Here is an 18,789-nt window from a genome sequence, read left to right as displayed (position 1 = left end):
CTAGAATCCCAAATCCTGATTGATGAGAACGACGTGGATTCTCTGTTTTGGAGAAGATTTTTCGTGAATTGACCACATGCTACAGATGCGATCCGGGCTGCTGCAATCCATGCAGTAGCCGGTTTTGACGCAAGGTGTCTTGCGGTTCAGGCGCATGGCATTGACTGGTGCGGCGAACATTTTTACTCGATCTATGGCTTCTTCCAGACCGGCCACAATTTTGTTGCGGCCCACAAGAATGACACAGTGGCGGGGGCCATAAGCCAGAGCAGCCACTCGGTTTCCTGTGCCATCGAGGTTGACCAGTTGGCCGGATTCGGTTAGGGCGTTCGTCCCTGTGATGAAAAGGTCGGTCAGAAGTGCCTGGCGACGGCGTTCCAGAAATTCCTCGGTGGAACCACCGCGGGTATAGGTATCCAGAACATCCAGGTCGTCGCGCTCTTTGAGGGCGTCGAAGAGGCCGCTGTCCACAACTGTGCTGGAGCCGCCGAAAGAAACGCTTTTCGCCTGGACCTGTGGAATGATGGTATCGAGTACGAGGTTTTTCGCCTCGTCGGCAGTTTCAGCCAGGTGAACTGCAAAGTTGTTTTTTTCAAGGGCTTCTGCAACCTGTTGCAGGCGGATGGACCAAAACTGATCTATAGGTTTGGACATTGGTGACTCCGGAGTTTGTTTGATTTTTTTATCAGGCGGCCCGGGAAAAGCCAGATTGTTCACAGAAGGACACAGGCTGTTGCGGGCGCGCACGGCGAGTTGAAGGATAACCGCAGGTGCCTGCGCTTTACAAGCCCTGTCTGCCCGTGGCACAAGAAAATGGAAAACCAAGCGGTTTGAGAACTTGACTATTGCATATATCGAGGATAACAAAACGTGTTCAACTTTTGAGCAGGAGATAATTCATGAAGCGCACATATCAACCGAGCAAAATCCGTCGGGCCCGCACCATGGGATTTCGTGTCCGCATGAAAACCCGCAGCGGCCGAGCCATCATTCGTCGGCGCCGTGCAAAGGGTCGCAAACGGCTGGCCGGCTAGTTTTTTCCGCAAGCAACAGGCTGAAAACTTCATCGGAGTTTGCAGCCTGTTTTGCATCGGGCCGGAGAAATTTTTCAAAGTATTTTGTGGTATTCGCCTTGCCGCAAACGCAGGGTGGGACATGGCGGCTGGGGTTTGCCGTATCCAAAAAGAATGGCTGTTCCCCTCGCCGCAACCGTATCAAGCGGGTTGTTCGGGAGTTTTTCAGGCTGCATCAGGATGTGCTCGATTTTTCCTGCGACTTTGTGGTAATCCCAAAGAAAGCTTTGCAGGGACGATCAATTGGGCTGGCCCTCGTGATCGAAGACTTGCTGCCGCTAATCCGGCGGATCAGGAAGGGCTATAGTACTTCTGTGCGTCAGCCCGGGGGCGAATCACATATAACGTCGGGGCCACAGCCAGGGTAAAACGAATGCGTTTACTTTTGATAGGTCTGGTACGTTTCTATCAGCTTGCCATCTCTCCCATGTTCCCGCCTTCGTGCAGGTTCCGGCCAACCTGCTCCGAATACGCGGTGGAGGCGCTCACACGGCACGGGTGCGTCCGCGGCTTGTGGCTAACGTTCAAGCGTCTTGTTCGTTGCCATCCATTCTGTCGAGGCGGCTACGATCCCGTGCCTTAACCCGTGGCGTCGTGCGGACTCCCTAGAGCGTCGACGCGTCCAAAAGAGAGCGATCCGTCTACCATGGATACAAAACGTGTCATTCTGGCTACGGCCTTGTCTTTTCTCGTTATTGTCGTCTGGAGCTATTTTTTTACTCCCGCACAGCAACCTGCACCTCCCAAGAACGCAACCCAGCAGACATCCCAGACCGTCCCGGATAAAGTCACTTCTGATTTCCCCGATACAAAATCAGCTGAAAAGGTATCTCCCGCCACGTTCGTTCCCACGGACGGCAAGACCATTGCGGTGGATACTCCGTTGTACAACGCCCGTATCAATACCCAGGGCGGTGTGCTGGAACATTTCACGCTGAAGAAATACAAGCAGACCATCGCAAAGGATTCTCCCCTGATCGATCTGGTCAGCACCCAGGCTTCTTCCATGGCTCCCATGGGCGTCATCTATAATGGCCTGCCCACGTGGAACAAGGGGCAATGGTCTTACGACGGACAGGAAACGACTTCGCTTTCCGGCAACGATGCAAGCGTGCTTCGCTTTGTCTGCCGTGTTGCGGGCATGCACCTTGTTCGTGAACTGACCTTTCATGCCGACTCGTATCTTATTGAAGAAAATCTGCGTCTGCAGAATATGTCCGATTCCCAGGCCCAGGCCCGTGTTACCTTCACTTTGGCCTCCACCGGGATGACGCAGCACGAAGACCGCTACAACCATACGCGTATCGCCTGGCTGAACAAGGACGGCCTCACCGAAGAAAAGGATGAGGACGACGCCAAAGAAGGCCTGATGGGCGACAACGAGCTGCAATGGGGCGGCCTGCAGAGCAACTATTTCCTTATGGCACTGGCTCCGGAAACCACGGACGCCGTGTTCAAGGCGAAACTTGTTGACAACGTCTACCGTCTGGGAGTGGAGAAGACTGGTCTTCTCGTCGAACCCGGCATGGAAAGCACGGTGCTCAACGATTACTATATTGGTCCCAAAGAAGAGAAATATCTGGAAGGTGCGCCGAACAAACTGTCCAGCGCTGTGGACTTCGGATTTTTCGATTTTCTTGCCAAGCCTTTGCTGATGGGCCTCAACTGGTTCTACAGCTATGTTGGCAACTGGGGCGTGGCCATCATTCTGCTGACTGTCTGCATCAAGATTCTGTTCTGGCCGCTCTCGCACAAGAGCTACAAGTCCATGAACAAGATGAAGAAAATTCAGCCGATGATGACCAAGGTGAGGGAAAAGTACAAAGACGACCGCCAGAAGATGAATGAGGAAATGATGCAGCTGTATAAGACCTACAAGGTCAATCCGGCTGGCGGTTGTGTTCCCATGTTGATTCAGATTCCCGTCTTTTTCGGTTTGTATCAGGCATTGCTCGGTTCCATTCAGCTGCGCCATGCCGTATTTATCAAATACCTTCCCTTTACCGATTATATCTGGCTGGCGGACCTTTCCGCCAAAGACCCGTTTTACATCACTCCGCTGATCATGGGCGCAACCATGTTTCTTCAGCAAAAACTGACCCCCACACCCGGTGACCCGACTCAGGCGAAGATTATGCTTTTTATGCCTGTCATCTTCACCTTCATGTTCTTGAACTTCCCTTCGGGTCTCGTGGTTTATTGGCTGGTCAACAACGTTCTCTCCATTGGGCAGCAATGGTTGATGCTCCGCAAAGCCTAAAAGTCAGGATCAGCGGCCCTTCAAGGAGTGTTTAATGAGCGGCTACAAGGAATTCACTGGAAAAAACCTCGATGAGGCCATCCAGCAGGCATGTGCCCATTTTGAATTGCAACGTAATAAACTTGAAATTGAAATCGTCAGCGGAGGTTCCTCGGGAATCTTCGGTCTTGTCGGCAAAAAGAAGGCCATAGTAAAAGCCAGGCCTCGCGCCGCAGTGTCCACGGAAAATGGGGCACAGGGAGCGGCAGAGTCGCAAAACGGACGGAATGGGCAGAAGAACGAGGCGGGGGGCCGTAACAGAAGTAATTCGCAGCGTAACAGCAACCCCGCGCCCAAAAAGAGCAACAATAAACCCGTACCTCGGAAAAACACGAGTCCCGCGCCCAGAAAGGAAGCCCAGACTCCGGCTGTAAAGCCGGACTCCACGCTTGCGGTGACCAACCCCGTCCAATCTGTCGGGGAGGAGAGTCCTGCGGACAGGCAGCCCCTTGTCGACCCGAGGGCCAAGGACTTTGAAATTCCCTCCATGGGAAGGCCCAGCGCGGATACGACTGGCAACGCAGGCCCCACACTGACCACCACGCTTCAGGAAAAGCCGCTGGAAAATCCGGCGTTGCATAAGCTTATCCATACTGCGGTGACATTGATGATTGAACCGATTGTCGGAACGCCTCCGGTTCACATCTATCAGACGCCCGATCGGATCAAGGTCCTCATCGACGATGACGACCAGGCCGGACTTCTTATCGGCCGTGAAGGGCAGACGCTCAATGCCATGCAGTATTTGGTGAACCGTATCGTGGCCAAGCAGTGGGAGGAACCCCTCAAGGTGCAGATCGATGCTGGGCAGTACCGCGAACGCCAGGACGACAAGCTTCGTCAGCTTGCCTTTTTTCTGGCCGACAAGGTCAAGGCCAACGGACGTCCGCAGAGCACCAAGCCCTTGTCGTCCTACCATCGTCGGGTTGTGCACCTGGCCTTGCAGAACGACGAGGAAATTGCCACCCGCAGCAAGGGAGAGGGCCCGCTCAAGCGTGTGCTCATTCTGCCCAAGCGCGAAAACAACCGCGCACAGCGTTAATTCATTTTAAATAACGCCTTCAAGGCCGGAAGATCTTCGATCTTCCGGCCTTTTTTATTTTGGGACTGCTGACTAGGGTTTGCTGTGTAAATAGTCAATCATACTTTCTATAAAGAATACTGTTTTTATGTCCGAGCCAGGAGTCTTGGGGATGTGAATACTGGGGCCGGGAATGACGTGGTAGAGGCTTATTCTGTGTCCGGGCAAGTGAATGCCAGTGCGGGGGACGACACCATAACGGGCGGTGAGCTTCTTGACTATATGCACATCGATTCCGGAGACGGAGACGACAGGTTACACTTCACAGCCGGAGCCATTCAGAACAGCGTGATTTATACCGGTAACGGCAACGACTATTTTTATCTTGCTGGCGATTTGCTCAACAGCATGCTGGATACCGGCAGCGGGAATGACACAATCAACATCGCAGGTGGAGGCGGAGAGAGCACTATCATGTCGGGGACCGGGAACGACTCGATGGCTGTAGGTGGAAGGCGTACAAACTGGGGGTAATCTACTCCCAAAAAAATGGCGTTTATCGTCACAGCTTTGAGGTGAAGGCGGTTTTTAAGGCCGTCTTTTTTTTGGGGGGGGAAATGCAAAAAATTGTTTTTGTCAAAGAGATATGAGGAAAAAGAATTCGATGATAAAAGTGTAATCTTTGTTTAATAAAATGTAATAAATAAACAGGTAAACTATTTTATCATTTTAAATTACTTGATCTATCTTTTGTTGCTTTTTTAGCTTCTTGATATTCATGCATGAATATTTGTAATCCTTATTAGTAACTGCCTGGCGTAGAAAGAAGGAGGCAATCATGTCTACGAATTTTCAAGAAAAGCTTGACCAGCTGCAAGCCGAATCCAGAACATGGATTCCTGACATTACTGACTATTCCATCCTTGTAACCAACTCCAATACCGACCCCAACAATCCTGCGACAAATATTCCTTTTGGCGAGCAATTTTATCAATTTCGCGTCATTGAGCACTTGAACCCTTCTGGATATGACGCACTCAGCCATGAAGTCATCGATTACAGTGGTGCATCCGTTATTTACGGGGATGTGGGCGGACATACTTTTGTAAATACCGGCCTGGACTATGATCCTGATCCTACTGTCGGCAACACCGGGCCACTCGTTCCCACAGCAAACTACACGTATAAAGGATGCTTTCGTTCCAAGGTAGATGTCGTTCAAGCCCGGGGCGGCAACGACATTGTGTATGGGTACACCGGCAACGACCAACTGCATGGCGGAGGCGGGGACGACATCCTTTTGGGTGGAGCCGATAATGATAAATTGTATGGTGACGACGGGATTGACTTCCTGTTTGGCGAGGATGGAAACGACAGACTGTGGGGTGGTAACCAGGACGATTATCTGGATGGCGGGGCAGGCAACGACTCCATAACAGGCGGGAATGGGGACGATGTGTTGTTTGGGCAGGCGGGGAACGACGTTCTGCAGGGAGAAGCGAATAACGATACACTGTACGGTGGATTGGGAGATGACAGTCTTAATGGCGGCACAGGTTCCGATATTCTTATCGGCGGTGCCGGGGTGGATGAACTGAATGGCGGTGACGGCGTCGACTTTGCCGATTATACCACGGCTGCCGGACCGGTGACGGTTGACTTGGAAAATTGGGCAAATAACACGGGCGATGCCGCAGGTGATACCTATGTCTCCGTCGAAGGCATCATCGGCACGGCAAATGCCGATACGCTCACCGGAGATGCCGCCGATAACACCATTGCCGGCGGCGCGGGTGCCGATGCCCTGGACGGCGGTGAAGGTTTCGATACCGTTGATTACAGCTCCTCCTCAGCCGCCGTGGTGGTAAGCCTGGCTGCACAGGCCGCTTCCGGTGGTGACGCGCAGGGCGACACGCTGACCAGCTTTGAAGCGGTCATCGGCTCCAACTATAATGACACCCTTACCGGCGATGCCGGGGACAACACTCTTTTGGGGGGGGCTGGCATTGATGTGCTGACAGGAAACGCCGGTGCCGACATCCTTAATGGTGGAGCGGGTGCCGACTTTGCCAACTACAATCTGTCCTCTACAGGTATCTCCATAGATCTGGCCAACAATGTGGTTTCCGGTGGCGATGCCGAGGGCGACACCATCATCAGCATCGAAGGAATCATTGCAACGAATTCCAATGACACCTTGCAGGGCAATGCGGAAGATAACACCTTCTTTTGCGGTGGTGGAGACGATGCTATTTAGTCAGGCCTGAAAAACCCGTTTCAGCTTCTACGCCACATTTTCCGCCAGCCGTCGGCTTGAGTCTTTGCCGAGGAGCAGAAACGCCAAGAGCGCAAAAAACTCTCCGATTTTCCGCATCCACTTCCTGAAGTTGAACGCCGCTGCGGCCATAAACAAGTTAATGGCGTCGCCGACCGCGCCCTTGAGATAGCTCCGGGCCATGCGGTGATCGTGTTTGAGATGGCCGATCACCGGCTCGATAGCCGCCCGACGGCGGAAGCGGAGCCGCGCCATAAGGCGCTGGTACGGTGTGTCCTTCTTCTTCGGAGGCTTTGGGATGAGGATTTGCGTGTCACCGACCTGATTCAGGCCCCTGTAGCCTCGGTCGCAGATCGCCATGGACGGACAGACCCCGGTGACCTCCCAACACTGTTCGAGGACATCCGGCAACGTATGGCCGTCGTAGACGTTCTCGTTGAACGACATCGCGCCGACGATGATACCCGTAGTTTTTGTGACCGCGATGGACGCCTTGCGCCCGAACTCGTACTGCTTGTGCGCTTTACCCTTGGAGATGCAGAGAATATCGGGTTCGTGTAGGCTGTAGACCTTATTCTTGTCGCTTCGTTTCTGGTCCTTGACCCGCTCGTACAGGTCAAGTCGCTCCTGGTGGCGGCCCAGGGCTTCGCCCGGCAATTTGCGCCGGAGTTCACGGATCAAGGCACCAGCCATTGTCCGCATCTTCCTCGCCTTTTTGGCCATCTTCATCCGTTTCAGCCGAAGCTTGGGGAGCGTGCGCTTGAAGCTGCGGCGTAGACCGACGCCTTCGCTGTCCGCGATCTTACGGCAGCCCTCGATGACTTTGGTCAAAAGCTTCAGGTCGGTAGGAAAGGTTACGTTCTTTTCCTGGACCGTGGTATCCACCGTGATCTCTCGTTCTTTGGCGTCATCACCGTGCAGTTCCACGGAGACCTCGAAAATCAGTCGTGCCCCGTCCTCGCCAATGCGCTTGCGGAAATAGATCAAATCCGTGGGATCGCAAGGCAGCTTCCACTGGAACTCGGTCATACCGCAAAACGCCTGGTAGTAGGGATTTTGCGTCCATGCCTCCACGACCCGTTCGTCGCTCAGATTCTCCAACTGCTTGAGCAGCATCAGCCCGACCATTAGCCGGGGCGGCTTGGCTGGCCGACCTTGGTCGCTGTAGAGTCCGGCGAACTCCTCCTCGAATCGCCCCCAGGGAATTCTCCTCGCCAATTGAAGGAGCGGAGCCTTCGGATTGAGCTGGTCCAGAAGGTCTGGGTAAAGGAACGTACCCTGCGGCTGTTTTTTGGGTTTTGCCCTCATGATTCTCCCGCCATTCGCTGCATCATTTCGACCGGTTTTATACGAATTCACAACGTTCTCTGGTCGAAAATACTACATTGTACAAGGAGAATTGTTAATAAAAATCAATCCACTAGAGATATTTCAGGCCCGACTATTTACGGTGGCTTGGGCAACGACATGATCAGCGGCGGTGCCGGAGCAGATACCTTGGCCGGAGGTGCCGGAATAGACAGCTTGAATTATGGTGGTTCCTCGGCTGCTGTTATCATCAACCTTGCCAATGGCGGGGCTAATGGCGGCGATGCCGAAGGCGATACCATTAGTGGTTTCGAGCAGGTCACAGGCTCGGAATACGGAGACACCATTGCCGGTGACGCCAACGCCAACACCCTGTCTGGGGAAGGCGGCGATGACAATCTCTATGGCGACGCAGGCAACGACATCATCTACGGCGGCGCTGGTGCCGATATAATAGCTGGTGAGGCTGGATCGGATGCATTGGTTGGCGGATCCGGGGACGACTATTATATGTTCGGCGACGGTTCAGAGGTTGATACCGTCATTGAGTTGGCTGGCGAAGGAACTGATATCGCGTACTTCACCAATATCGGCGTGGGCGATATAGGCATCTACAAGAGCGGCACCAGCTTGCTCATTGCAGCCAATGGTGGCGAGGACATAATGCAGCTTCAGGATTGGTACGGCGCGGATGGCTCGTACACCGTAGAGTACTTTTACTTTGCCGAAACAGACCAACTCTTTGGCGCGGCGCAACTGGCTGGTGTGGCTGTGGACATCACGCCTGAAGCCGCAGCATAACCTCGACGCTTCTTCCTGATTTTATCTAAAACCAAAGGCCCGGCGTACATGCGTCGGGCCTTATGCTTTTGGTAAAAAGTTTCATCATCGCTCTCCTGCTCTTGTTCCTGCGTGTTCTGCCATTGCAGCCCTTGGTATCACCACTTTCTTCTTTCTCTTCTATAATTGGTCATAGATATTTCGATAAAGAATGCCATCTTGTTGCCGATAAGATATATATGGTTTGCTTTTTGTCGGGCCTCAGTTTTTTGTTGATGTATCTTTTTTGAAACACGTGAGGTTTGCTATGGACGCGATGACCGGACTGACATCGACGATTCAGCAGGAAAATAATGCGCCGATCAAGGCTTCGCAAGCTTCCGCGAACACGGCGAGCACGTCGGAAAGTGCAAAAGCCGGTGCGGCAACGCCTCCGGCGGGGGATACTGTGACTATTTCGGAGGAAGCTCTGCAAAAGTCTGCGGAATTGTCTGAAGCTGCTGCTCAGAAGAAGCCCGACGAGGTGGCTATAGACCCGGAAGGTCCCGAAGCTTTCTGGTATGATTTTTCTGATCCAGTGCATCTGACGACAAAATCCGGCACCAAGGTCAGCATTTATAAATATACGCCGGATTCCCCGGATTCCGAAGAGAATCAGGAACGCCCTTCCGAATATTTTATGGCGTCCATAACGCGCCAGGATGGCAAAAGCTATACGTTTCAGCTTACGGCCGACACTCGCATAACAGAGCAGGACGGGCAGATACGCATTGATGATGGAACCTCTGCCGGGCGCCAGCGGGTTATGGACGAATCGGGAACCGTGCGCTGGGAGGAGAACGCGTCTGCGAGCAGTGAAGCGGAAGACGCCCCGGGGACGCTGCAAGGCACGGCACAGGACGACATCCTGATCAACTTCGATTCGTCCGTTGTGGATGGGGGGGAGGGAAATGATACGATCGTCGATATGGGGTACAAGATTAGTCATGAGAGAGAAATTCGCGGTGGGGCAGGAGACGACAGGATAATAGCCGGTACCCTTCGTCAGTCACACATTGATGGCGGGGAAGGAAATGATACGATTTCTATTGATGTGTTGGATGAAGGAGAAGTCTCAGGTGGGGCTGGTGAAGACAATATCGAAATTCGACATAACGGAGAGAGCACTGTCTCTGGCGGTTCCGGTGAGGATCATATAAAAATTCAAAATAGTTATAGAAGCACTGTCTCAGGCGGTGATGGTGATGACCATATAGAAATTCAAAGTAGCGCTAGTGGTACTGTCTCTGGCGGAGACGGGGATGATGTCATTAATGTAGAATCCCAGTCGTATAATTCCATTGCCGGTGGGGATGGAAACGATACGATTAATGTGGTGACCAACTATTACTCCACGGTTGATGGAGGAGAAGGGAACGACAACATCAATCTTGGTTTTGGGAATGGAATCCAAACGACGCATACCATGAATGCTTTTGTGGATGGCGAATGGAATAATATTACAGGCAAGACACTCATGTCCCAAGTGTATGGCGGGGGCGGAAACGACAGAATCTCCGTATTTGATGCACGGCAAAGTATTTTCGACGGCGGATACGGTGACGACGTGATGACGATAACCGGAAACCGCAACGCTGTTTTCGGCGGAGCGGGACGCAACAAGCTAACCGTGGCAGGAAAGAACAACCTGCTTCTTTCCGCGCTGAGTTATAATAATGATCCAAACATGTTGAAGGAATTGCTCAAGCCCATTGAAGGTGAAGAGTAGGTGAGAGCAATTGAGATTTGATCTGACGGTACAGTATTTTCGTAGGCTCTGGACTAGCTGATGACCCTATGATGTGCTCGGAAGCAAGGCCAACCAATGAAAAACAAGTATGTGCTCCGTTCAAGAATTTCAGAAGCCAAATTCAGGCACCTCGTACGGTGTTTCGCCCTGGACTTGGATGCCCGCCAGGCTGCTTCTCTCACCGGCCTCAACCGCAATACGGTCAACCGCTATTACTTTCTCATCCGACAGCGAATTGCCGAGCTTTGTGAGCGGGAGTCGCCTTTCTCCGGCGAGATCGAAGTCGATGAATCCTACTTCGGCGGTAAACGAATCAAGGGCAAACGAGGACGCGGGGCTTACGGCAAAACGCCCGTGTTTGGAATCTTCCAACGAAAGGGGAAGGTCTACACCGAGGTCGTGCCGGATTGCGCGAAAGCCACGTTGCAGGCCATTATCCGGGGCAAAGTCGATCTGGACAGCATCATCCACGCCGATGGTTGGCGGGGCTACAACGGTCTCGTCGATCTCGGCTACAAGAAGCACTACCGGGTCCAGCACGGGCAGAACGAATTCGCCCGTGGCCGCTGCCACATCAACGGCATAGAGTCCTTCTGGTCCTTTGCGAAAAGACGGCTGATGAAATTCCATGGTGTTCCTGGGAAGACCTTCTACCTACACCTCAAGGAGTGCGAGTTTAGGTTCAACTATCGGGGTGACGAGCTCTATGCTATCATCCTCAAAACCATCCGAGAGAATCCTCTCAGCTAGTCCAGAGCCTTTTCGTATTACCCAAGGCCCGGCGTTTATGCGCCGGGCTTCTTCGTTGTATGGAGGTTCCTCTTTTCCCAATCTGCTTGCCATGGAGCAGCCAATATGGCTTTTGCTCTCCATCTGATAATTTTGTGACTTTTTATTGGTAATTTGGAAGTATTTTCTTTAAAAATAAAAGCACGTTGGCTTAGTAGGTGTATCGAGGTCGGGGTAATAGGGGGGAAAGAGCAGGTATGCAGGAGCATTTAAAGCGTTTGTTTGAAAACGAGTTTACTTCCGAAGATTTTTCGAACCTTGAACTTACGGATATTATCGATATCGACGCTCTTCAGTTCCTGATGAACGATTTTCAAGAGTTGACGGGGATGGTTTTCGCTATTCTCGATCTTAAAGGCAATATTCTTGTTGCATCCGGGTGGCAGGACATCTGTACCTGTTTTCATAGAGTGAATCCTGAAACTGAAAAACATTGTAAGGAAAGCGATATTTACCTTACCCAAGGCGTTTCTCCTGGGAAATACAAGCTATACAAATGCAAGAATGACATGTGGGATGTGGCCACGCCGCTTATCATAGGCGGAAAGCACATGGGCAACCTCTTTATGGGGCAATTCCTTTTTAAGGATGAAGAGCCTGATGTCGAGTTGTTCAGAGAGCGGGCCATAAAGTATGGATTCAATGTGGAAGATTACCTTGCCGCATTGGACAGAGTTCCCCGATGGAGCAGGGACACGCTGGACACAGTGATGCGGTATTATACGCATCTTGCCGATATGATAGCCCGGCTGAGCTATACCAACATCCAACTTGCCCAAGCCATGAAGGAAAAGGACGATCTGGTAAATGAGCTTGAGAAAAGCAAGAAGAAGATAGAGCTTGCCAATCGTGCCAAATCCGAATTTCTCGCAAATATGAGCCATGAAATACGTACTCCGTTGAACGGGGTGCTGGGTATGCTCCAACTTTTGGATGAAGAGCCTGCCACGGAGCAGCAGAAAGAGCATATCAAAGCCGCCATTTTATCTTCGCGGCGTTTGACCAGCCTTTTATCCGACGTTCTTGATCTGTCACGGGTAGAGGCCGGTAAGATGCGCATTGAGGAGAGCGTTTTTGGAATACAAAGTCTTGAAGATTCCATCATGGATATTTTCAAGTTGGCTGCAAAAGAAAAAAATATCCAACTGCTCTGCGTATCCGGCGAGAATATTCCTGAATTTCTGATCGGAGATGAAGCGCGCCTGCGTCAGGTGCTGTTCAACCTTGTCGGCAATGCCATCAAATTTACTACGCAAGGTGGTGTCCGTGTCGTAGTAGAACGGCTTGCGGAAGATGATCCGTCTGTTGCAAAGCTGTTGTTCTCTGTTTCCGACGATGGAATCGGCATTGCCGAAGCGCAGCTGAAATATATTATCGAGCCGTTTGTTCAAGCGGAAGGAACCTATTCCAGAAATTTTCAGGGAGCCGGGTTGGGACTGTCCATTGTAAAAAAGCTCGTTCTGCTCATGGAAGGTGATCTTTTTATAGACAGCGTGCCTGGCGAAGGAACTTCCGTATACGTCTGCCTGCAATTCAAAATCCCGGAGGCGCATCAGGTAAAGGCGCAGTTGGCTGCTGAACGCCAGTGCACTGAAAATACCCCCGGAAAAGCATTAAAAATTCTGTTTGCCGAGGATGAAGCCATCAACATGCTCGCCGCCCAAAAAATGCTCGAAAAACAAGGGCATGAGGTTGTGGCTGTGAGCAATGGGAAAGAAGCCGTGCAGATGTTGCATGAGCAGGATTTCGACCTGGTCCTCATGGATATTCAGATGCCTGTGATGAACGGCATAGAGGCGGTGAAAGCGATAAGGGAATCCGCACGCCTTGGGAGCAAGTCGGAAATACCTATTATTGCCATGACCGCGTACGCCATGACAGGCGATAGGGAAAAATTCCTGGCCGCGGGGATGGACGACTATATTTCCAAACCCGTGGAAAACTCCGATTTGAACAAAGCCATCAAACGGGTTGCATGCAAAAAAAGAAAAGGGAAGTAGGGGCGCAAAGAATTCGGCCTGCTGACACGGGAACGGAATTTACGTTGCCTTGAAAAAGAAAAGCCCGGTTCGTTCTGCGGACCGGGCTTTCTTATGCGCTCTGCGTTTTTTGTGGGAAAGGCAGAAAAACGGTGTCGATTAGATACAAGATAGGGAAAGCCGGGAGAGTCAGGGGGGAAACTAATACTTGCGTCGGAGATTGAACCGGAAAGTCAAAGAACGCTGGGGTACATCAACATGCCAATGCCCCCAGCGTTCGAAGTTGTGTTTTTAGACGCCGTCGTCGTCGGATTGTTGGCCCGAGATTTGGCGTTCAATACCTGCGCTGATGATCATATTCAGCAGTTCACTGTACGATATGCCGTCAAAACCGGCCATGAGGTTCAGCTTTCCATCCCAACACCAGCCGGGGTTGGGGTTGACTTCCAGCAGTTTGATTTGCCCATTGGCGTCACGGCGGAAGTCGAAGCGGGCGTAGTCACGGCACGCCAGGCGTTCAAACAGTTTGTTCGAATAGTCGAAGAGCTGGCGCTGGGATTCGGCATCCAAGTCTGCCGGTTTGTAGCTGATGTTATTCCAGTAGGGAGACTTCGGGTCCCATTTCGACTCATACCCCAGAATGTGGGGCAGGCCGTTAGGGAGGCTCGTGTAGTCGACCTCCAACGGAGGAAGTATCTTATAGGTAAGCCCGGTATTGCCGACAATGCCCACGCTGTATTCCTGGCCGCAGAGGTATTCCTGAATGAGGATGCCGATACGGCCGAATTCCGTACGCAGCCAGTCGATGTAGCCGATCAGGCTTTCTTTGTCTTTGATGACCGCATCCTTGGTAATACCCACACTGCTGTCGCCATAGTTTGGCTTTACCAGCACAGGAAACGAGGAGGGCAAGGTCGTCAGCTTATCGTACGGTCCCGTATAGGTTTCGTTGGGTGTGGGGATATCGAGCGAGTGTGCAACAGCACGGATCAATCCCTTGTTGTAGCACAATCCGAGGCATGCAGGGCCAGCTCCCGTGTAGGGAACATCAAACATTTCCAGAGTTGCAGGGACATGCAGCTCATGGAATGCGTTGTTGCGGAAGCCTTCGTCGCAAAGGTTGAAAATGAACTCCGGCTTTTTATTCGACTGTAAAATTTTCAACAGTTCCGCATGATTGTCCAAATACTCGAAGGAGAAGTCCTTGAGTTCCGAGAGGGCCTCGTGCAGACGGTTGATGGTCGCAAAGTCTTCGGGGTTGAACTGTCCGTTGAGCTTGACCAGATCTTCCAAGCGGGGATCGCCAAGCAGAACACTGATTTTGGGGAAAGGAAGCCTGTTGGCCGCAGGCGTACTCAAAGGAACCTGGCATGTAACAACAAGGCGGTTAGCCATCATGCCAAGATCGCATCCGCGGGTTGACTGCGTATCCGGGGATTCGTGCACTTCAATGGCCGTAAATCCGGCCCTGTGTAGCAGCTCCTGGATCTCATCTGCGGTATACAGCCGTTCCGCATAAAACTGGTCGGCCAAAATGCCTTTTTCGGCATGGCTTATAACTTCGCGTGAGATGAGGCGTTTCTGGTCACTGGCCAGACAACGTTCTCGACAAACAAAATGTTGCTGGTCGATCCATTCCCATGAACGTTTTTCAAAATTTTCTTTCATCCACGCTCCGTTGGCAATATCCATGAACAGTTTGCCGCCGGGAGCAAGGCTCGAAAACACACTCTGAAGTACGGCCAGATCGTCTTCCTGTTGTTCGAAGTACCCAAACGAGTTTCCCAGTATGAGCACATAGTCGAAAGGTTCTTTCGGAATTCTGATCTTCCGGGCGTCGCCTTCTCGAAAGACAGCAGGAAGGTCCTGGGCCTTTGCCCTGTTGCGTGCCAGCCTGACAAGATAGCGGGACCGGTCAAGCCCCGTGACATTTTTGAATCCCCGGCGTGAGAGTTCCAGAGTATGCCTGCCCTGACCGCAGCACAGATCGAATATGCGGCTTTCCGGGGTGGGCTTGAGGATATCGAGTACGACATCGATATCCTGGATGGTGTTGCAGTCATTTTCAACCACATCACCGTCTGTCTTCAGGTAAAACGAATTGAACAGATCCTGCCACCACTCGGAGGGCAGGTGGCGCTCCAGGTCCGAAACCGGTCCCAAAGTACGTGGGCCGACGGCGGGATTCGAGTTGTGGACCTTGGCGGATGCGCACGCCTTTTTTTTCATTTTTTCGCTCCTGTATGAGTCCATGCGCCAATTATTTTTGCATGGAAAATTGGATGAAAGCGTATAGGGATCGGGGGGGTGCTTGTAAAGCGAAATAACGAATTGGATTTAAAAAATAAAAATTCATTATTTAAGCTTGTTAGATCGTTTTTGGAAGTTGTTTCGCAGGGTGGTTATAGCCCCGGTTTATATGGGAAACTTCTTTGGCTCTCTCCTTCTTTTTAAGATAGCCTTTTGAAGGTTTTGAGGGAAAGGGAGATCGTCAAATTCGTCCGTTTGGATTCTTTGTAAATATTTATAAAATACAGTTTGTTATGTTGTTCTTGAGCTTGCGTTTTTCTTGGAGAACGGTGTGGCAGATAGAGTGGGGAGTGGCCTGAAAAAGTAATTTTTCGGGGAGCGAAGTTTAGGCGGGAGAGGCAAAAGGAAGGGGTACGTCCGGCCGACAACCAGAAGGTGGGCGAGGGCACAGAGGGGCCGTGTTTTTGTGTGGTTTCTGCATGGACACAGAGCCGTAAGCGGAAACAGCATTGCCCATCTGTTGGAAGTTATAGTAGTCTATATGCAAAGAGCATAAGGATGAACTTATCCGCGGAGCTTTATCGAGAAAGTCCTGATTGTTAGGAACGAGTCCCTGTTTTGATTGTGCTTTCGGGCATCACAACGCTTACAAGGAGAAAACGAGATGGCTACCAAGGAAGAAAGAAAAGAAAAGGTTATTGAAGTACTGAACAAGGCGCGGGCCATGGAGTTGCAATCCATTCATCAGTATATGAGCCAGCACTATCGTCTGGATGATATGGATTATGGTGAGCTGGCTGCAAAAATGAAGCTTATTGCCATCGACGAAATGCGCCATGCCGAGGCCTTTGCCGAGCGCGTCACAGAGCTGGGCGGAATGCCCACCACGGAATTGGCTGGTCCCATAGAAAAAGGGCAGGAAATCCTCAGGATATTTTCCTACGACGCTGACGAAGAGGACCATGCCCTGGATGCCTACAACCAGTTCCTGCTTGTCTGTCGTGACAATGGCGATTCAATCAGCGTGAAGCTTTTGGAAGAAATCATCAACGACGAACAGGAACACTTCAACTATTTCGATTCGATCAAGGATCACATCGAACAGCTGGGGGAATCCTATCTTTCCCGCATTGCCGGAACGTCTTCGTCTACCGGCCTGGCACCGCAAGGTTTTGTCATTACCGGGCAGCAATAATAAGGTATACAGCCGGAGGTCGAACAAGGTGTTCGGCCTTTCGGCTTTCGAGGAAAATACAGGGTATACGGGGGAAAGTCGGAGTATTTAAAAACTATACCGAAGCGTTCAACAACATGCCCTTAACCGGCGGAGCCTGGGGTTCGGAGCTTGTGGCTGCATTCATGAGTGCGGCATCCTGCTGAGCGTCCATGCCGAATTTTTCTTCAAGCCAGCTCTTCGCATTTTTCATGCCGCTACGGAGCCCACCAAGAGAATTTTCAGAATCCTTAAGCGCCTCTTCAATGAGGCTAGTTACGGTATCCGACGCATCGGAGCCGTAGTGTTGTTGAACCTTTACGGCAAATCCGGCAAGAGCACTTTGGGAAAAGCTTTCTCCCGGCTTTGAGGCATAGATTTTTTCGAGCTGCCCATTGTCGAAATATTCATTGACCGCATCATTCAGGTTGCCGTTCAAGTTGTTGATGAGGGCGTCACCTTCAGAAAATCCAAAATTGCGATCAACAAAACGTACGGCGTTCAGCATGCCTCTTCCCAAAGCCTGCTCGGAGACAGCACCGTCTCCCACGCTTTGCGTTATAATTCCCATAAAAGCCGTGGCAGCCTTGTCTCCGTACCGCGAGCGGACAAAGTCGGTAGTGTCTGTAAGGGATTTGGCGAGGTTTGTAGAACGTTCAACAGCGTCCGAGTCGAACTGTACGTCTTCTCCTTTTGTATCCTTGAAATTGCCCTGTACGGAATTCTGTTCCAGCCTGCGGACCATCTCGTTTGCAAAGGTCTGGGCTGTTGCGGTCTTGTCCGCTGCGGTCTGCGTAGCGACCTGCATCTTGGCGGAAAGGGGGGACGCACCTGAAGCCCCCTTGGCTGCCGTAGAAAAGGGGGAATTCTGAAGCGCGAAAAAGGACGAAGAATACCCTTGAATATTCACAATATATTATATCGGCCATTCCCATGAGGTATTTAGAGCGGTCCCCTCTTTTTTTTCAATCAATTTCAAGCTATCTCTATTTTATGGTAAATATTCTCCTTGCCGTGGCTCTGGTCGCTCTCCAGATTCCCGACATCGTTACCACCAATCAGATCATCAAGGCTGGTGGACGGGAACTTAATCCGCTTGTTCGCCTCCTTATGAAGTTGGGTGCGTTGTGGTGGGTTCCCAAGTTTGTGGTGGCTGTTGTGTGTGCCTGGATCTTTATAACGGCGGGAGATGAGGACAACCGCTGGGCCATGATCGCGGTTGTCGCGATTTACCTTGCCGTGGTTTTCTCCAATTATCGACAGGTTCGCCGCCTGAAGAGGCGGGGATTGCTCCCCTGAGACAGGTGGGATAGAGAGACGCTTTGCGTGGATAATCCCGCGTTTGGACGTGAGGTATACATGTACGGAATTCATGATTTTTGGGTTTTTCTGGCAGCGGCTTTGGTGGTCAACATCACTCCCGGGCCGGATATGATTTATGTGGCAACTCGGAGTGCAGCGCAGGGACGGGCTGCCGGCGTGGTTTCCGCCTTGGCGATTGGAGCCGGGTGTCTGGTGCACATTACAGCAGCAGTCCTGGGACTTTCCGCCGTGCTCATGTATTCCGCAACAGCCTTTACCGCGCTGAAACTGGCAGGGGCCGGGTATCTGGTTTTCCTGGGAATCAAAGCGCTGCGGGAAAGCAATGCTCCTGCTTTGGAGAAAATGGCCAAGGCTCCTTTGAAAAAAGTTTTCCGTCAAGGGGTGGTCATCAATGTGCTGAACCCAAAGGTTGCTCTTTTCTTCTTGGCTTTTCTTCCCCAATTTACGGATCATGCCGGGAATTTTGCGCTTCAAATGGGCATTATGGGGTCTATTTTCTGTTTTACCGGAACGGTGACTCTGGTTTTGGTGGCCCTTGGGGTGGATCGGGCCGGTGCCTGGATGCAAAGTGCGGATGCCAGCCGTTGGCGCGGGCGTATAAGCGGAACCGCTTTTATAGGACTTGGCGCGTTTTTGGCTGTTTCTGATAATTAGTCAGGCCTGAAAAACCCGTTTCAGCTTCTACGCCAC

16 protein-coding genes and 2 pseudogenes are annotated in these 18,789 nt (G+C 51.6%); 14 read left to right on the top strand and 4 right to left on the bottom strand.

The genetic code is table 11. The features are described 5' to 3' along the window. On the bottom strand, positions 1–654 hold the full coding sequence (locus ACI0FJ_RS08175; RefSeq protein ID WP_424301582.1) for a lactate utilization protein: 654 nt from the start codon (positions 652–654) through the stop codon (positions 1–3). Positions 655–899: 245 nt separating this feature from the next. On the opposite strand from ACI0FJ_RS08175, the gene rpmH reads away from it, so the two are divergent. The 7 genes and pseudogenes from rpmH to ACI0FJ_RS08140 all read left to right on the top strand — a co-directional run bounded on the left by rpmH (position 900) and on the right by ACI0FJ_RS08140 (position 6,650). Continuing rightward, positions 900–1,034 carry a 50S ribosomal protein L34 gene (gene rpmH / locus ACI0FJ_RS08170; protein WP_424301579.1) on the top strand — a complete coding sequence of 45 codons (135 nt, stop codon included), beginning with the start codon at positions 900–902 and terminating at the stop codon, positions 1,032–1,034. A 14-nt stretch (positions 1,035–1,048) separates the two neighbouring features. After that, positions 1,049–1,441 (top strand): annotated as a pseudogene (gene rnpA / locus ACI0FJ_RS08165) (ribonuclease P protein component); the annotation flags it as partial. 5 nt (positions 1,442–1,446) lie between these two features. Then, entirely contained in the window at positions 1,447–1,656 is a 210-nt protein-coding gene (yidD, locus tag ACI0FJ_RS08160; protein WP_424301576.1) for a membrane protein insertion efficiency factor YidD, read from the top strand. Between the two features lie 63 nt (positions 1,657–1,719). Further along, the gene (gene yidC / locus ACI0FJ_RS08155) at positions 1,720–3,333 is read left to right on the top strand and encodes a membrane protein insertase YidC (RefSeq protein ID WP_424301573.1); all 1,614 of its coding nucleotides are present in this window, start codon (positions 1,720–1,722) and stop codon (positions 3,331–3,333) included. A 34-nt stretch (positions 3,334–3,367) separates the two neighbouring features. Beyond that, on the top strand, positions 3,368–4,414 hold the full coding sequence (jag, locus tag ACI0FJ_RS08150) for an RNA-binding cell elongation regulator Jag/EloR (RefSeq protein WP_424301570.1): 1,047 nt from the start codon (positions 3,368–3,370) through the stop codon (positions 4,412–4,414). Positions 4,415–4,609: 195 nt separating this feature from the next. Continuing rightward, the gene (locus ACI0FJ_RS08145) at positions 4,610–4,927 is read left to right on the top strand and encodes a hypothetical protein (protein WP_424301567.1); all 318 of its coding nucleotides are present in this window, start codon (positions 4,610–4,612) and stop codon (positions 4,925–4,927) included. Between the two features lie 304 nt (positions 4,928–5,231). Further along, positions 5,232–6,650, top strand: coding sequence for a calcium-binding protein (locus ACI0FJ_RS08140; protein ID WP_424301564.1), 1,419 nt, complete (start codon positions 5,232–5,234; stop codon positions 6,648–6,650). Positions 6,651–6,761: 111 nt separating this feature from the next. On the opposite strand, the pseudogene ACI0FJ_RS08135 reads toward ACI0FJ_RS08140, so the two are convergent. Then, positions 6,762–7,976: pseudogene (locus tag ACI0FJ_RS08135) on the bottom strand (IS5 family transposase); the annotation flags it as partial. Between ACI0FJ_RS08135 and ACI0FJ_RS08130 the strand changes: the two are divergent. From ACI0FJ_RS08130 to ACI0FJ_RS08115, 4 genes are all read left to right on the top strand, one after another. Continuing rightward, on the top strand, positions 7,887–8,777 hold the full coding sequence (locus ACI0FJ_RS08130; protein WP_424301561.1) for a calcium-binding protein: 891 nt from the start codon (positions 7,887–7,889) through the stop codon (positions 8,775–8,777). The pseudogene ACI0FJ_RS08135 and the gene ACI0FJ_RS08130 sit on opposite strands and share 90 nt — an antisense overlap. Positions 8,778–9,063: 286 nt before the next feature. After that, a complete protein-coding gene (locus tag ACI0FJ_RS08125) occupies positions 9,064–10,524 on the top strand; it encodes a hypothetical protein (RefSeq protein WP_424301558.1) in 1,461 nt (486 codons plus the stop codon). Positions 10,525–10,620: 96 nt separating this feature from the next. Next, the gene (locus tag ACI0FJ_RS08120; protein WP_424301555.1) at positions 10,621–11,295 is read left to right on the top strand and encodes an IS1595 family transposase; all 675 of its coding nucleotides are present in this window, start codon (positions 10,621–10,623) and stop codon (positions 11,293–11,295) included. A gap of 236 nt (positions 11,296–11,531) precedes the next feature. Beyond that, a complete protein-coding gene (locus tag ACI0FJ_RS08115) occupies positions 11,532–13,334 on the top strand; it encodes a PocR ligand-binding domain-containing protein (RefSeq protein WP_424301552.1) in 1,803 nt (600 codons plus the stop codon). 270 nt (positions 13,335–13,604) lie between these two features. On the opposite strand, the gene ACI0FJ_RS08110 is transcribed toward ACI0FJ_RS08115, so the two are convergent. Continuing rightward, positions 13,605–15,542 carry a methyltransferase domain-containing protein gene (locus tag ACI0FJ_RS08110; protein WP_424301549.1) on the bottom strand — a complete coding sequence of 646 codons (1,938 nt, stop codon included), beginning with the start codon at positions 15,540–15,542 and terminating at the stop codon, positions 13,605–13,607. 685 nt (positions 15,543–16,227) lie between these two features. On the opposite strand from ACI0FJ_RS08110, the gene ACI0FJ_RS08105 reads away from it, so the two are divergent. After that, positions 16,228–16,758, top strand: a complete 531-nt coding sequence (locus ACI0FJ_RS08105; protein ID WP_424301546.1) for a ferritin-like domain-containing protein — start codon at positions 16,228–16,230, stop codon at positions 16,756–16,758. Between the two features lie 94 nt (positions 16,759–16,852). Here ACI0FJ_RS08105 and ACI0FJ_RS08100 read toward each other — a convergent pair whose 3' ends face one another. Beyond that, positions 16,853–17,686: a hypothetical protein gene (locus tag ACI0FJ_RS08100; protein ID WP_424301543.1), complete on the bottom strand. Its 834-nt coding sequence runs from the start codon at positions 17,684–17,686 to the stop codon at positions 16,853–16,855. Positions 17,687–17,769: 83 nt separating this feature from the next. Between ACI0FJ_RS08100 and ACI0FJ_RS08095 the strand changes: the two genes are divergently transcribed. Both ACI0FJ_RS08095 and ACI0FJ_RS08090 read left to right on the top strand, forming a co-directional pair. Then, complete coding sequence (locus ACI0FJ_RS08095; RefSeq protein ID WP_424301540.1) at positions 17,770–18,075, top strand: DUF5658 family protein; 306 nt, start codon at positions 17,770–17,772, stop codon at positions 18,073–18,075. A 60-nt stretch (positions 18,076–18,135) separates the two neighbouring features. After that, positions 18,136–18,753: a LysE family translocator gene (locus tag ACI0FJ_RS08090; RefSeq protein WP_424301537.1), complete on the top strand. Its 618-nt coding sequence runs from the start codon at positions 18,136–18,138 to the stop codon at positions 18,751–18,753. The last annotated feature ends 36 nt before the right edge of the window (positions 18,754–18,789 follow it).

It is taken from the genome of Desulfovibrio sp. 7SRBS1 (genome assembly GCF_049723905.1).
GTDB lineage: Bacteria > Desulfobacterota > Desulfovibrionia > Desulfovibrionales > Desulfovibrionaceae.
This window is presented reverse-complemented; position numbering and strand designations above follow the sequence as displayed.